12 protein-coding genes are annotated in these 14,380 nt (G+C 69.6%); 4 read left to right on the top strand and 8 right to left on the bottom strand.

Annotated features, from left to right (window positions below; all coding sequences use genetic code 11):
• Positions 1 to 5 precede the first annotated feature (5 nt).
• From DI526_RS06175 to DI526_RS06160, 4 genes are read right to left on the bottom strand one after another with little or no spacing between them, the layout of a single operon-like run.
• Positions 6 to 758 carry an SDR family NAD(P)-dependent oxidoreductase gene (locus DI526_RS06175; protein ID WP_304275450.1) on the bottom strand — a complete coding sequence of 251 codons (753 nt, stop codon included), beginning with the start codon at positions 756 to 758 and terminating at the stop codon, positions 6 to 8.
• Positions 751 to 1,419, bottom strand: coding sequence for a TenA family transcriptional regulator (locus DI526_RS06170; protein ID WP_304275448.1), 669 nt, complete (start codon positions 1,417 to 1,419; stop codon positions 751 to 753). The genes DI526_RS06175 and DI526_RS06170 overlap by 8 nt, the downstream gene beginning before the upstream one ends.
• Entirely contained in the window at positions 1,416 to 2,882 is a 1,467-nt protein-coding gene (locus DI526_RS06165) for an AMP-binding protein (RefSeq protein ID WP_304275445.1), read from the bottom strand. The genes DI526_RS06170 and DI526_RS06165 overlap by 4 nt, the downstream gene beginning before the upstream one ends.
• Positions 2,879 to 3,598: a thermostable hemolysin gene (locus DI526_RS06160; RefSeq protein ID WP_304275443.1), complete on the bottom strand. Its 720-nt coding sequence runs from the start codon at positions 3,596 to 3,598 to the stop codon at positions 2,879 to 2,881. The genes DI526_RS06165 and DI526_RS06160 overlap by 4 nt, the downstream gene beginning before the upstream one ends.
• Positions 3,599 to 3,766: 168 nt before the next feature.
• Here DI526_RS06160 and DI526_RS06155 point away from each other — a divergent pair, with 168 nt between their 5' ends.
• From DI526_RS06155 to DI526_RS06145, 3 genes are all read left to right on the top strand, one after another.
• The gene (locus DI526_RS06155) at positions 3,767 to 4,294 is read left to right on the top strand and encodes an RNA polymerase sigma factor (RefSeq protein ID WP_304275440.1); all 528 of its coding nucleotides are present in this window, start codon (positions 3,767 to 3,769) and stop codon (positions 4,292 to 4,294) included.
• A gap of 97 nt (positions 4,295 to 4,391) precedes the next feature.
• Positions 4,392 to 5,387, top strand: coding sequence for a FecR domain-containing protein (locus DI526_RS06150; RefSeq protein WP_304275437.1), 996 nt, complete (start codon positions 4,392 to 4,394; stop codon positions 5,385 to 5,387).
• 68 nt (positions 5,388 to 5,455) lie between these two features.
• Entirely contained in the window at positions 5,456 to 7,825 is a 2,370-nt protein-coding gene (locus DI526_RS06145) for a TonB-dependent receptor (protein WP_304275435.1), read from the top strand.
• Here DI526_RS06145 and DI526_RS06140 read toward each other — a convergent pair whose 3' ends face one another.
• From DI526_RS06140 to DI526_RS06125, 4 genes are read right to left on the bottom strand one after another with little or no spacing between them, the layout of a single operon-like run.
• Positions 7,826 to 10,138, bottom strand: coding sequence for a GH92 family glycosyl hydrolase (locus tag DI526_RS06140; RefSeq protein ID WP_304275432.1), 2,313 nt, complete (start codon positions 10,136 to 10,138; stop codon positions 7,826 to 7,828).
• Positions 10,110 to 11,273, bottom strand: a complete 1,164-nt coding sequence (nagA, locus tag DI526_RS06135) for an N-acetylglucosamine-6-phosphate deacetylase (RefSeq protein WP_304275429.1) — start codon at positions 11,271 to 11,273, stop codon at positions 10,110 to 10,112. The genes DI526_RS06140 and nagA overlap by 29 nt, the downstream gene beginning before the upstream one ends.
• Complete coding sequence (locus DI526_RS06130; protein ID WP_304275426.1) at positions 11,273 to 12,349, bottom strand: SIS domain-containing protein; 1,077 nt, start codon at positions 12,347 to 12,349, stop codon at positions 11,273 to 11,275. The genes nagA and DI526_RS06130 overlap by 1 nt, the downstream gene beginning before the upstream one ends.
• 40 nt (positions 12,350 to 12,389) lie before the next feature.
• Positions 12,390 to 13,187, bottom strand: coding sequence for a GntR family transcriptional regulator (locus tag DI526_RS06125; RefSeq protein ID WP_304275606.1), 798 nt, complete (start codon positions 13,185 to 13,187; stop codon positions 12,390 to 12,392).
• Between the two features lie 193 nt (positions 13,188 to 13,380).
• Here DI526_RS06125 and DI526_RS06120 point away from each other — a divergent pair.
• Positions 13,381 to 14,380 (top strand): glucose PTS transporter subunit IIA (locus DI526_RS06120; protein WP_304275424.1); only part of this gene is annotated, 1,000 nt, incomplete at its 3' end.

The raw sequence follows: 14,380 nt of genomic DNA, 5'->3' as shown, positions 1-14,380 counted from the left end.
TTTGATCAGCGGGCGAAGAGCTGCGCGGCCTTGCGGTCGTTGGCCGCGAGGGCGCGGTCGACGAGGCCCGGCAGCAGAGCGTTGAGGCGCACGAAGAAGGCTTCGGGGAAGCCCAGATAGACGTCGCGACGGCGGGCGCGGATGGCCTGGACGATCCGGCGCGCCGTGGCTTCGGGCGCATCGATGTTCATCTGGGTGATCTTGGCGTATTCGAGCACCCGGTCCGAAACCATGGCCGTGCGAACGGCGCGGGGGGCGACATAGGTCACGTCAACGCCGGTGCCGGCGGTCTCGCGCCGCAACGCCTGGCTGAAGCCGCGCAGGCCGGCCTTGGCGCTCGAATATGTGGCGAAGTGGGCGAAATTGATCGAGCCGAAGATCGAGCCGATGTTGACGATCTGGCCCTTGCCGCGCGCCTTCATGCCCGGCAGCACGGCCTGGGCCAGCCGAACCGGCGCGACCAGGTTGACCATGTAGCCGGCCTGCAGGTCGGCGGCGCTCTCTTCCTCGACCGGTCCGAAGTGCTGGACGCCGGCCAGGTTGATCAGGATGTCCCAGTGACGGCCTTTCACCGCCGCCACGGCGGCCTCCAATCCTTCGGGCGTGGCGAGGTCATGCTGCAGGAAGCCGTCGACGCCGTCCGGGCGCGTGCGGCCCAGGGCGGTGACGTGGGCGCCTTCGGCCGCCAGTTGGCGGGCCACCAGGCCGCCCAGTCCGCCCGAGGCGCCGGTGATGAGAACGCTCTTCCGATCAAGCATGGGCCACCTCGCGGACGTGCGGGATCGAGCGGAACATGGCGGCGAAGCGCTCGAAGATCGCCTTGGCGACCTCGATGATCGCGGCCTGGTCGGCGGGATCGTCGACCTCGTTCATCAGCTTCTCGAAGAAGTTCAGATGCTCCAGGTCCAGCGAGCCGTGCGAGGTCAGATAGCTGAAGCACTCGGGGCCGAGGCCCAGGTTCTTGGCGACCGCTTTGGCGCCGTGGGTCGCCAGCTTCACGCTGGTGCCTTCCAGCACGAAGACCATGCCGAAGAACCCCATCGGATTGGCCTTGCGGATGTAGTCGTAGGCGTAGTCGGTCATAGCCTGGGTCGCCGCGCCGGGCGCCGCGTCGCGGGCCGCGGCCATGTCGCCGCCGCAGTGCTTGATGTCGGCCAGGATCCAGTGCTCGTGACCGGTCTCCTCGGCGATGTACTCGTCCAGGGCCTCGACGAAGCGCTGGTGGTTCGCGTCCATCCGAGCGCGGGCCGTCTGCATCAGCGGCACGGTGTGCTTCACGTGGTGATAGGCCTCGGTCAGGTAGGCGATGTAGGTCTCGCGCGATATGCGGCCCATCAGGCCGTCCTGGATTTGCGGGACCGAGGCCAGGGTCATCTGCCCGTCGATCGTCTCGGCCACGAGGCGTTGGTAAAAGGTCACGCGAAGTCTCCTGTCGTCGAGGTTTCCATGAAGTCCCGGTGGCGGGCGCTGAGCGCGGCGCGACGGGGACGTCCGTTGTTGGTGAGTTCGCCGGCCGCCGCGTCGAAGGCGTCGCGGACCAGCCAGCGGCCGACCTGGGCGTAGGGTGGCAGGTTGGCGTTGGCGCGGGCGATGGCGCTGGCGATGGCGGCCTCGTCCATGCCGGGGATCAGGGGCACGATCAGCGCCGAGAGCTCGGCCTGGGCCTCGCCGAGCACGACGGCCTGGCGGATCTCGGGCTGGGCGGTCAGCTCGCTCTCGACCCACTCGGGCGCGACGTTGCGGCCGTGCGAGGTGATGATCGTGTTGGTGCGGCGTCCCGAGATGCCCAGGAAGCCGTCGGCGTCGATGGCGCCGAGATCGCCGGTGCGGACCGGACCCTCGTGCGTCGCGCCGCCGGCGTAGCCGAGGAAGCCCGAGCCCTCGACCACGATCTCGCCATCGTCGATCGACACCCCGAGGTGGGGCAGGGGGCGGCCGACGGTCCCCGCCTTCCGATGCGCGGGCGTGTTCAGGGCCACCACCGAGGCGCATTCGCTAAGGCCGTAGCCTTCATAGACCGGCAGGCCCAGCTCGTCGGCGCGGCTGAGAAGCGACGGCGAGACCTTCGCGCCGCCGACGGCGACCAGCTTCAGGGCGGGCAGGCGCACGCCGGTGAAGGTCATGACCATCATCAGGGCGCGCAGCAGTTCGGGCACCAGGATCAGGCTGTTGGCTTCGTGCTCGGCGATCGCGCCGGCCAGACGCGGCAGGTCAGGTCGGAACGGATCGGCCAGGCCCAGCTGGTCGGCCTGCAGGATGTGGTAGCGGCCGCCCGCCAGCAGGGTCGTGTAGAGGCCGGCGACATTCTCCAGCAGGATCGACAGCGGCAGCAGCGGCAGGTGCGTACCCGCGTAGTCGGCACCGATGGTCAGGACCAGCGAGGCGGCGACCGCCTCCATGTGGTCTCGCGACAGGCAGACGCCCTTGGGCTGGCCGGTCGAGCCGGAGGTGTAGGTGATCTTGGCCGTACCCTTGGGCAGGACGCGCGGCGCCAAGGCCAGGGGCGTGATGCGCAGCGCGACGCCCGCCAGGTCCATGTCGCCGTTGGCGGCGTCGGCCGCCTCGATCAGCAGGCTCGCGCCGGCGTCGGTCATGGCGTGCTGGCGCTGCTCGTCTGTAAAGAAGCCCGGCAGGGGCAGCGAGGCCCAGCCGAGGCGCGTCAGGGCCAGGTCCAGAACCACCCAGGCTGGGCCGTTGGGCAAGCGGATCGCGATCGGCGAGCCGGGACGCACCAGCGGCGCCCATTGGAAGAGCTCGCGCGCGGCGTTCTCGATCGCGGTTTCCAGCGCGCCATAGGTGAACGAAAGGCGGTGGTCGCTCAGGGCGATCGCGCCGTCATTCAGACGGGCCCGCTGGGCGATGGCGGCGAGGACGCGGCTCATTGGTCGGCTCCGATCCGGGGATGAAGGCGCGAGCAGGCGCCCGGGATGGCGGGCGGCTCGATCAGCAGCAGTTGGGCCAGCGGCGCCAGGGCGGGGGCGATCGCGCCGGCCAGGACTTCGGGGTCGCGCTCGTAGTAGCCGCCCCAGTCGCGAGCCTCGTCGCCGAGGCGGGTGGGGTCGGCGGTGGTCAGGCGCTGGGTGGGGAAGCCGACGCGGCCGAAGGTGCGGCGCAGTTGGCGAGTGGCGGTGGCGACGGCGTAGTCGCAACCGACTTGATCGAGGTGACGGGCCAGCGCCATGAACAGGAACAGCGAGGCGCCGGCGCTGCCCGAGGCCAGGTTGCCGATCTCGGCGACGTGCGCCCGTTCGACATCGGCGCCCATCGCTTCGGTCAGGGCGCGCTCGATCGGCTCGTCCAGATAGCGCTCCAGGAACAGGGGCTCGTCGCCGGCCAGTCGGAAGCCGACGGCGGCGTGGATCTCGCCCTGGGCGTCCTGCACGCTCATCAGCGTGGGGTAGTGGGCGCGGATCCTGCCGTCATAGACTTCGGCGTAGGTCGCCTCGATATAGGCCTCGACGCGCTTCCGCTCCGGGCGAAAATGGTGGTGGATCGAGATCACCCGCGGCTCGACCGAGGTGAAGCGGCGGACCCGGTCGGCGTCGAAGCGCAGGCTGCCGACACGCGCCCCGTCGTTCATCATCGTGACTTCCAGCAAGGCGATCTCCCAGCCCGGGGACGCGTCGCTCGCGCCCTTCGACCGGCAAGGACGACGCTCTCTCGGGGGCGCCTCAAAGCTTTCGGCGGTTGCGCGACGCTTTCGGTTCGGAAAGATTGTCGCAGGGCTCGGATTCTCGACGCCCGCCTTGAGGAGCGCCGCCGCGCCTTGGACGACGAACCCGTCCATCCCCTGCTTTCCGCCTACATGGAGCGGCGCGAGGATCTGATCCGCTACTTCCGGGTGCGCCTGCGCTCGGATGAGGCGGCGGAGGATCTCGTCCAGGATATCTATTTCAAGATCACCCCGCCGCCGGCCGAGCCGGTGGATAATCCATCCGCCTACCTCTTTCGCCTGGGCACGAACCTGATGCTGGACCGGATCAAGGTGCGCCGCCGGGCCGAGGCGCGCGACGCGCAATGGCACGGGGCCCATGTTTCCGACGTCGGCGGCGCCCATGTCGCCAACGAAGCGCCCGCCGACCAGGCCGCCGCCGCCAGGCAGCAGCTCGAGAAGATTTTGGAAGCGGTGAAGTCGCTGCCGCCAGCCGCCCAGGAAGCCTTCCGCCTCCATAAGCTGGAGGGTCTAAGCCACGCCGAGACAGCGGCGGCCATGGGCGTGTCCCGCTCCAGCGTCGAGAAGTACATGATGAGCAGCCTCAAGCTGATCGTCGCAAAGGTCGGGCGGTGGCCATGAGCGGCGCGGCCGTAAATTTTTTGAGGCGCCTTTCCGTTTATGGCGTCTTTGGGGCGAACAGGGAGGCAAGACGCCTCCCGGAACACGGCGAAGTCGGATGAACGATCGGACGCACGAGACGAAGGAGGGCCTACGCGACGACGCGGTCGCGTGGCTTATCCGCGTCCAGTCCGACGCGGCGACGGCCGACGACTGGATGGCCCTGACGGACTGGCTGGACGGCTCGCCCGCGCGCCAGGAAGCCTTCGAGGAAGCCGAGCTGATCGTCGCCGACCTGACCGAGCGCCGGGAAGAAATCGCCGCAGCGCTGAAGCCGCCAGTCGACAACGTCATCAGCTTCCCGGCCGCAAAACGCAAGCCGCCCGCCGCCCCGCCTCGCCGCGCCTGGATCGGCGGCGCGATCGCCGCCTCGCTGGCGGTGATGGTCGGCGGCCCCGCGCTGTGGAACGCCTCGCAGGGCGCGCTCGTCACCTACGAGACCAAGCCCGGCGAGACCCGCCGCATCGACCTTGCCGATGGCACCCACATCACGATGGACGGCGGCTCCAAGCTCAGCGTGCGGCTGGGCTGGAAGACGCGCCGGGTCGAGATGGGCCTGGCCCAGGCCAGCTTCGACGTCGCCAAGGATCCCTCGCGCCCGTTCCTGATCGGCGTGGGCGACCAGGCCGTGCGGGTGGTGGGCACCGAATTCAACATCCGCAACGACGGCCGCAGCGTCCGCGTGACCGTGCGCCGGGGGATCGTCGAGGTCGCCCAGCGCGACGCCAAGGGCCAGGCCCCGACCCGTTTGACCGTCGGTCAGGAGCTGCGCCACGTGCAAGGCTCCGACAGCGCTGAGGTGCGCCGGGTCGAGGCCAGCAACGCCTTCGCCTGGTCGCAAGGCCAGCTGGTCGCCGACAACGAGACGCTCGGCGACATCGTCGCCGACCTGAACCGCCGCTTCACGACGCCGATCCGCATCGCGCCCGAGGCCGCTAATCGCCGCTTCTCCGGCGTGATCGCGCTGGACAACGAAGACGCCGCCGTCCGCTTGCTGGCGACCTATGCGTCGCTGCGCGTGGATCGTACGGCCGAGGAAATCATTCTAAGGTGACGCCCTGACCGTCGGGGAGGGGTGATTTGCGGATCGGGACGTGGCGTCGCGTTTGGCTCGCCTCGGCGATGGGACTCGCGGTCGCGCCAGCGGTCGCGCGCGCCGAGGCGCAGACGGCCTTCGCCATTCCGGCCGGGCCGCTCAGACAGGCCGCGACCCTCTTCGCCGTCCAGGCTCGCGTGTCGATCGACGTCGGCGCCGCGCAGGGCTGCGGCCCCTCGCGCGGCTTCTCGGGGCGAGGATCGCCCGAGGTCGTGCTGAAGGCGCTGCTGCAGGACACGGGGTGCGACCTGCGCCGAATCGATGAGCGGGCCTACCAGATCGTCCGGCGCGCGCCGCCGCTCGCCAAGCCTCCCGTGACGCTGTCCCCGCCGCGCGAAGTCGAGGCGCCGCTCGCGCCGCTCTCGGCGCTGGTCGTGGTGGCCACGCGCCGACCGACCTTGGCGGACCGGCTTGCCTATTCCGTGAGCGTGTTGGACGAACGGGCCGCCGCCGCCCAGGGGGTCCGCGACACCAACGACCTGGCGGCGGTCCTGCCGGCCATGACCGTGACGAACCTTGGCCCCGGCCGCGACAAGGTGATCCTTCGCGGACTCTCCGACGGCCCGTTGACCGGCCAGACCCAGTCGATGGTCGGCATCTATCTCGACGACGTTCGCCTGACCTACAACGCGCCCGATCCCGACCTGCTGATGCTCGACATCGCACAGGTCGAGGTTCTGCGCGGGCCGCAGGGCGCGCTCTATGGCGCCGGGTCTTTGGGCGGCGTCCTGCAGTTCACGACCCATCGCCCGGACCCGAGCGCCTTCGCCGCCTGGACCTCCATATCCGCGTCGAGTCTGCGCGGCGGAGAGCCCGGCGGACAACTGTCGGGGATGGTCAACGTCCCGCTGCTCGACGGACGCGCCGCCGTGCGCCTCGTCGCCTACGCCGACCAGCAGGGCGGCTATATCGATGATCCGCTCCAGGGGCGCGACGACGTGAACCGGACTCGGCGGTCGGGCATACGCGCCGCCTTCCGCGTCCAGCTGGGCGAGGGTTGGACCGGCGACGTGGGGGTGACGACGCAGGCGATCGCGTCAAGCGACACCCAGTATGCGACGCCGTCCGTCGGTCCCTTCGCCCGGCGCAACCGGCTCGCCGAGCCGCACGACAACGACTTCTTCGAGGGACATGTCGGCGTCAGCGGTCTGATCGGCGGGGTCAAGGCCAAGGTCACTCTGGCGACCGTCAGCCACGATATCTCCAGTCGCTACGACGCCAGCGCCGCCCCGCCGCTCGCCGTGCCGCCGGGAGCCGCGGTGGCGTTTGACGACGACAACCATGTGGGCGCGGTCATTGTCGACGCGTCCCTCTCGTCCGATGATCACGCCCGAATCCAGTGGCAGGTCGGCGGCTTCCTGGCGCGCACGCGGCAAAGGCGCGACGGCGACCTGCTGGCTATAAGCCAATCGAACGCCTTGCTGGCGACCGAGCATCGGCGGGACATCCTGGAAGAGGCCGCGCTGTTCGGCGAGGCCATCGGCGACCTTGGGCGCGGCTGGAGCGTAACCCTGGGCGGCCGCCTGTTCTCCATCCGCTCCCAGGCGTCCAGCAAGGCTGAAGCGTCTGGCGCGACGACGGCCTTCCGCGACAGTCAGGACTATCTCGGCTTCGCGCCCAAGGCGGTTTTGTCCTTCCAGCCGAGCGCGAAGACGCTGGTCTATGTGCAGGCGACCGAGGGCTACCGCGCCGGCGGTTTCAACACCTCCCCGATCCCGAGCCAGCCCTTCCTGGTGACCGGCGGCGAACCCCAGCGCGCCTATGACGGCGATGATCTGTGGAGCTTCGAGGCCGGCGCCAAGGCCACTCTGATGGAAGGGCGCCTGCGCCTTCGCGCCGCTGTGTTCCGGGCGCTGTGGAAGTCGATCCAGAGCGATCAGTTGCTCGCCTCGGGCTTGCCCTACACCGCCAACCTGGGAGACGGGCGCAACACCGGCGTCGAGGCGGAGGCGGCCTATGTGGCGGGACCCTTGCGGCTCGACGCCAACGTTCTGCTGAACGCCCCCGAGCTCGAGAAGGTCAACCCGGCCTACCCGGGGCGCAAGGACCTGGGTCTGGCGGGCGTGCCCAAGCACGCCGCGGCGGTCGGCGTCAGCTACGAACGGCGGCTGGCGGGCGATTGGCGGTTGGGCGCCGCCGCCCGTCTCAGCTATGTCGGCCCCTCGCGTCTCAGCTTCGACGCCGCCACGGCGCCGACGATGGGCGACTACTTCACCGCCCGCGCGGCTATGCGGGTCCAGTCCGAGCGCCTGAGCGTCGGTCTCGCGGTCGACAACCTGTTCGATGGCCATGGCGACACCTTCGCCTACGGCAACCCGTTCAGCCTGCGGCTGGCCCGGCAGGCCACGCCCCAGCGCCCCCGGACGGTGTCGCTGGAGCTGAAGGCCCGCTACTAGTCAGAGACCGTTCGGCGGCGGCGTGAAGCGGCTGGCCCAGCCTGTCGGCGCGGGACCCAGGGTGAGCTCCAGGACGCCGCCCCTGGCCAGCTCGTCGTGAGAGATCCACGCGCGGTCCAGCGGCTTGCCGTTCAGCTTGGCGCCCGTGACGTAGCGGTTGGTCTCCGAGGTCGCCGGCGCGCGCACTTCGAAGCTCTTGCCGCCCTCCAGCGCGATCACGCTGCGCAAGAACACGGGCGAGGCGATGTAGTAGTAGGGCTGGCCGGCGTTCGGATAGAGGCCGATGGCGTTCCAGACGTACCAGCTGGACATCGCGCCGGCGTCGTCATTGCCGGGCAAGCCGGTGCGGCTCAGCCTGTAATGTTTGGCCATCAGGCCGCGCGCGATCTCCTGGGTGCGGTCGGGGCGACCGGCGTGGATGTAGAGATAGGGCGCGAGCAGGTCCGGCTCGTTGCCCTGCGAATAGTGGCCTTCGAACAGGTGATCCAGCCATTTGACGAAGCCGTCCGGGCCGCCGGTCTTGGCCATCAGCCCGGCCACGTCCTGGGGAACGTAGCTGGAGTACTGCAGCGAGTTGCCCTCGTAGAACACCGCGTCCCACCAGGGTCCCGAGCGGTCGGGATACTCGTAGGTGCAGCTGTAGTTCTCGACCCACTCGCCGTTCGGGTAGCGGGGACGCACGCAGCCCAACTGGTCGTCCCAGATGTTCTTCCAGTTGCCCGAGCGCGCGATGTAGCGCTTGGCGTCCTCGGTCTTGCCCAGGGCCTTGGCGACCACGCCGATCGCGTAGTCGTCGTAGGCGTATTCGAGGGTGCGCGAGGCCGAGCGGGTCTCGGTGAAGGGGACGTAGCCGAGCTTCAGATAGTCCTTCAACACGCGGCCTTGCAGGAACGGCTGGTCGCTGTCGACCTCGCCGTTCTTGCGGATCGCCTCATAGGCCAGGTTCACGTCGAAGCCACCGAGCTTCTTGGTGACCGCGTCGGCGATCAGGATGTCGCCGTTGGAACCGCCCTGGGTCATGCCGTTGGCCCCGGCGATGCGGGAGTCGGGCATCCAGCCGGTGTGCTTGTAGGTGTCGACCAGCGACCGGATCATGTCGCGCTGCCGCTGCGGTTGGATCACCGTCAGCAGCGGATGCAGCGTCCGGAACGTGTCCCAGAGGGTGTAGAAGTCCTCGTAGTGCGGCTCGTCCGATTTCCACCAGACGTTCTCGCCGCTGAGGTCGTGCGGCATGGTGTGCGAGCGGTAGAGCGCCGAATAGAAGATCCGCTGCTGCTCGTCCGTGCCGCCCTCGACCTTGATCTTGGAGAGCGCGTCCGACCATTGGGCCGCCGTCGCCGCGTGATAGGCGCCGAAGTCCCAGCCGGGCATTTCCTCGGCCAGATTGGCGCGGGCCTTGTCGGCGCTGACGAACGACACGGCCAACTTCATCTTGACCTGGCGGTTGGTGGTCGTGTCGAAGGTCAGGTAGGCGCCGAGGCGGTTCGAGAACTCACGCTCGGTGTCGTACTCGATCATCAGGCCCTGGCGGTTGGCCGCGCTCTTGACCTGGACGCCGCCTTCCGAGCGGCCGACGCCGGGCTTGGTCTCCATCCATCCCTGACCCGCCTTCCAGGCGCCGAAGGCCTTGGCGGGGCGATCCGTGACGGCATGGAAATAGAGGGTGTAGGGCGTCGGGTTCCAGCCGCCCTCGACCGTGACCTCGCCGGCCAGGGTGTGGTCGTCGATCAGCTCGACCTTGGCCAGACGCACGCGCTGGCCCCGGCCGCGCATGGCGATCACCGAACTGACGTCGAAGATCAGGTTGCTCTCGGCCGCGGCCGGGTAGGTCAGGCGCTGAAAGCCGACGCGGCGCGAGGCGGTCAGCTCGACCTTGATCCGCTCGGCGTCGGTGTTGCCCAGGCCCACCGTATAGTAGCCGGGCGAGGCGCGCTCGTCGGTCTTGCCGTAGTGCAGGTGGTTGACGCGCAGCGGGCCGACCGTCGGCGTGACCCGGAAGTTGCCGTACTTGCCCGAACCGCCCGTGCCGCTGACGTGCGTATAACTGAAGCCCATGATCGGGCTCTTTGAGTCGTAGCCGTTGGTGTCGGCGTTGGTGGTGTCGGGGCTCAGCGACACGAAGCCGAACGGCGCGCCGGCGCCGGGCACGGTGTTGCCGCCGGTGACGCCGCCGCCGTCGACGCCGACGAACGGATCGACCTTGGCCAGCAGGTCCGGCGCGGACTGGGCGTTCGCCAGTCCGGCCGAGCCGAGGGAGAGCGCCAGGGCCAGCGCCAGGACGCGCCTAGACGGGAAGAGGGTCTTTCTGGACATGGCTTTCCTTCCCGTCGATCCAGGTTTTCGCGACGTTGAGATCGTCGTCTAGCAGGCAGAAGTCGGCGGCGAGGCCGGGCGCGATGGCGCCGCGTTGGCCGGAGAGGCCGAGGAAGGCGGCGGGCGCGGCCGAGGCCATCATCACCGCGTCGGCCAGGGACAGGTCCAGCGTCGCCACGGCGTTGCGGACGGCGGCCGCCATGTCGAGGTCCGACCCGGCCAGGGTGCCGTCCTCGCCGACGCAGACCCCGTCGCGGACAATGATCTCGCGGCCCTGCAAGGAAAAGCGCTTGTCGGTCATGCCCACCGTCGGCATGGCGTCGGTGACCAGCATGAAGCGGTCGAGCGGCCGGGACCGCAGGGCGATCTTCAGGGTGACCGGATCGACGTGGCGGCCGTCGACGATGATCCCCGCCCAGACCTTCTGGTCCTCCAGCACCGCCCCGACGACGCCGGGCTCGCGGCTGGTCAGAGGCGACATGGCGTTGAACAGGTGGGTGACCCCGGTCAGGCCGTGGTCGATGGCCTGGCGCATGGTCGCGTAGGCGGCGTTGGTGTGGCCGGCCGCGACGATGACGCCGGCCTTGGCCAGGCGCGCGATGATCTCCGGCGTGGTCCGCTCCGGCGCCAGGGTCAGCAGCAGCTTGCCGCGCTTGAGCGAGGATAGAAGGGCGATGGCCGCGTCGTCGAGAACCCGGAACTTGGCCTCGTCGTGGATGCCCTTGCGCTTGGGATTGAGGAACGGCCCCTCGATGTGGACGCCCAGCACGCCGGGCACGCCCTGGGCGATGGCGTCTTCGGTGGCGCGCAGGGCCGCGTCGACGACGTCCAGATCATCGCTGATCAGGGTCGGCAAGAAGCCCGTCGTGCCATAGGCCCGGTGGGCCGCGCCGATGGCGGCGATGGTCCTGGCCGTCGGCGCGTCGTTGAACAGCACGCCGCCGCCGCCATTGACCTGGGTGTCGATATAGCCCGGGACCAGCAGGCCGCCGGCCAGGTCCTGGCGATCGGCGTCGGCTGGGACGTCGGCCATCGGGACCACGGCGGCGACCTTGCCGCCTTCGACGATGACGGCCTGGCCGTCGACAAGACCGGCCGGCGTCAGCACCCGGCCATTGAGAAGAGCGACCGGCATCAGACGGTTTCGGTGACCTTGTTGAGGTGGGGCGGGCTGTCGGGATCATAGCCGCGCGCGACCGACAGGGCGTTGGCCATGCGGTAGAAGCTTTGGACCATCAGGATTGGCTCGAGCACCGGATGGGTCTTCAGGCTGGGCAGCAGGTCGTCGCCCGCCTTGCCGGGTGCGGCCAGGAAGACGTCGGCGCCGCGGGCCTTCAGGCCTTGGGCCATGTCCTCGACGCTCTGGCGGCTCTCGTCGTTCTGGGCGAACACCAGGGCCGGGAAGCCGTCCTTCACCAGGGCCATCGGGCCGTGCAGCACCTCGGCGGCGCTGAAGGCCTCGGCGTGCAGGCCGCAGGTCTCCTTGAACTTCAGAGCCGCCTCCAGCGCCACGCCGAAGCCGACGCCGCGGCCCAGCACGTAGAGGTTGGTCGCCGTCTCCAGCCGCTTGCCGGCCGCCGACCAGTCCAGGGTCCAGGCCTGTTCAAGCGCGGCGGGCAGGTCCGCCAGGGCGGCCGTCAGCTCGACGTCCTGCGTCCAGGCGGCGATCAGCTGGGTCACCGCCACCAGGGCGGCGATATAGGACTTGGTGGCGGCTACCGAGAGCTCAGGCCCCGCGTGCAGCGGGATGACCGCGTCGGCCAGCTGGGCCAGCGGGGAGTCCTCGACATTGACCAGGGCCACGGCGAAGGCGCCGGCGGCCTTGGCCGCCGTCACCGCCGCCAGCAGGTCGGGGCTCTTGCCCGACTGCGAGACGGCCAGGCACAGCGCGCCTTCCAGGTTGGGCGAGGCGTCATAGACCGAGCTGACCGACAGACCGACCGACGAGGTCAGCACGCCGGCCTTGGTCTCGATCAGGTAGCGGGCGAAGGTCGCGGCATGGTCGCTGCTGCCGCGCGCGCAGGTGACGACCACGCGCGGCGGGTTGGCGCGCAGGCGCTCGGCCAGGGCCGCGACGCGCTCGGCGTTGGCGGCGAGCAGCGCCTTGGCCACGGCCGCGCCTTGGCTGGCCTCGGCGAACATCTTCGTGCTTTCGGGCGCCAGCCGCCCCGCTGCGGGGCTTTCAGGACGGGTCAAGATAGTCGCCTCCAAGCTCGTGGTCCTTTGAAACATGCCAGCGCGCGAGCGCCGGTCAGGATGCGTCGTTCAGTTCGGCGACGAAGTCGTAGGCGTCGCCGCGATAGTAGGAATGGGAGATCTCGACCGCCCGGCCGTCCTTCAGGAAGCCGCGACGCTCGACCAGCAGGCCGGCGTCCTTGGGCTTCACGCCCAGCAGCGGCGCGTGCTCGCGGGTGATCAGGACGCCGCGCAGGCGTTGCAGCGCCCGGGCCGGTCGATGGCCATGGGCGGCCATGGCCTCGTAGAGCGAGTCCTTGACCACTTCGGGCGAGGGCAGGGCGAAGGCGGCGATCGTGGTGTACTCCACGGCCATCGGCGCGCCGTCGGCGAAGCGGATGCGGTGGAAGCGATAGACCGGCGTGTTGGGCGATACGCCCAGCATCAGCGCCTCTTCCGGCGTCACTGCGCCTTCGGCCCGGTTGATCCATTCGCTGTGCGGCGCGCGGCCGCGCGAGATCATGTCCTCGGTGAAGCAGGTCAGCTTCGAAAAGTTCTTCTCGACCCGCGCCGCGACGAAGGTCCCCGCGCCCTGGCGGCGGGTCAGCAGGCCTTCGTTGACCAGGCCTTCCAGCGCCTTGCGCACCGTGATGCGCGAGACGTTGAAGTCCTCGGCCATGTCCCGCTCGGGAGGGAGGGCGTCATCCGGGCCCAGCACCTTCAGCTGGATGGCTTCGCGCAGGGCGCGCTGCAGCTGAAGGTAAAGAGGCGCAGAAACCGCCCCTTGGGCGAAGCCTATGCGCTGGGAAAGAGACACTTGCTCCGCCTCCTGCGGTTGCGTGACTCCGGCGGGTGAACCGTCGGATACCAATATAAGTCCGATTATCCGTCGGCCAATGTCAACGCTTCATACCGCGATCGCGCCGATTTGTCCCTATATATTGGAGATTCCGGGGGCTTAGCGCCAGTGGCCATGCCAGAGCGAAAAACTGGTCTTGCCAAATGGTATTAAAATGGAATGTAGTGTCTTCCCGTCGCTGGAGGGCGGCGGAAAGGGGGCGATTCCGATGTCGGCTTTGGTGCTGTCTTCACCTTTGAAGGGCTGGATCGCGTCCTTGGAGGAGGTTCCGGACGCGGTGTTTGCGGGCCGGATGCTGGGTGACGGGGTGGCGATCGACCCGTTGGGCGGGGTGCTGGTCGCGCCGTGCGACGGGGTTGTGGTGTCGGCGCACCGGGCGGGTCATGCGGTGACCCTGCGGTCGGCGGCGGGCGCCGAGATTCTGATGCATGTGGGGCTGGAGACGGTGGCGCTGGGCGGCGAGGGCTTCGAGCCTTGCGTGCGCGAGGGTCAGGCGGTCAAGGCGGGCGACGTGCTGATCCGCTTCGACCTCGACCTTCTGGCCCAGCGGGCCAAGAGCCTGATCACCCCGGTGGTCATCACCAATCCCGAAGCCTTCGAGATCGTCCGCCGCGAGCAGGACGCGGCCGTGGAGGCCGGCGGCTTCCTGATGGAACTGCGGCCGGTGGCCGGCGCGGGCGTCTCGAACGCCGCCGAACCCAGGAACGAGATCACCCGCCAGGTGACCGTGCCGCTGATGCACGGCATCCACGCGCGGCCGGCGGCGCGGATCGCCGAGCTGGCCAAGACCTTCGCCGCCGAGACGGCGCTGGTGACCGGCGAGCGCCGTTCGAGCGCCAGGAGCCCGGTGGGGCTGATGGCCCTGGCCGTGCGCCATGGCGACGCGATCCAGGTGCTGGCCTCGGGCGTGGACGCCGAGGCCGCCGTGGCGGCGATCGCCGCGCTGATCGAGAGCGGCATGGGCGAGGGGGCGCCGGTTGCGGCGAAGACGGCGTCCGCGCCCGCTCCGGCCGCGATCGCCGCGCCTGAGCCGCTGGCGCCCGCCGCCCTGCCGGCCGATGGCGTGCTGAAGGGCGTCCTGGCCGCGTCGGGCCTGGCGATCGGCAAGGCCGTGCGCCTGGCCTCAAGCGACATCGCCGTGCGCGAGGACGGGCAGGGCGCAGCCTCGGAAGACGCCGCGCTCGTGGCGGCGCTGGACAAGGTCCGCA

The organism is Caulobacter segnis (genome assembly GCF_003243465.1).
Taxonomy (GTDB): Bacteria; Pseudomonadota; Alphaproteobacteria; order Caulobacterales; family Caulobacteraceae; genus Caulobacter; species Caulobacter segnis_A.
Note: the sequence above shows the minus strand (reverse complement) of the source record. Positions and strands in the feature narration are given on the sequence as shown.

Bases quoted from the DNA above. Each gene is read 5' to 3' on its own strand.
- DI526_RS06140 (WP_304275432.1), bottom strand. From the start codon at position 10,138: ATGTCCAGAAAGACCCTCTTCCCGTCTAGGCGCGTCCTGGCGCTGGCC.
- DI526_RS06165 (WP_304275445.1), bottom strand. From the start codon at position 2,882: ATGAGCCGCGTCCTCGCCGCCATCGCCCAGCGGGCCCGTCTGAATGAC.
- DI526_RS06150 (WP_304275437.1), top strand. From the start codon at position 4,392: ATGAACGATCGGACGCACGAGACGAAGGAGGGCCTACGCGACGACGCG.
- DI526_RS06145 (WP_304275435.1), top strand. From the start codon at position 5,456: ATGGGACTCGCGGTCGCGCCAGCGGTCGCGCGCGCCGAGGCGCAGACG.
- nagA (WP_304275429.1), bottom strand. From the start codon at position 11,273: ATGCCGGTCGCTCTTCTCAATGGCCGGGTGCTGACGCCGGCCGGTCTT.
- DI526_RS06175 (WP_304275450.1), bottom strand. From the start codon at position 758: ATGCTTGATCGGAAGAGCGTTCTCATCACCGGCGCCTCGGGCGGACTG.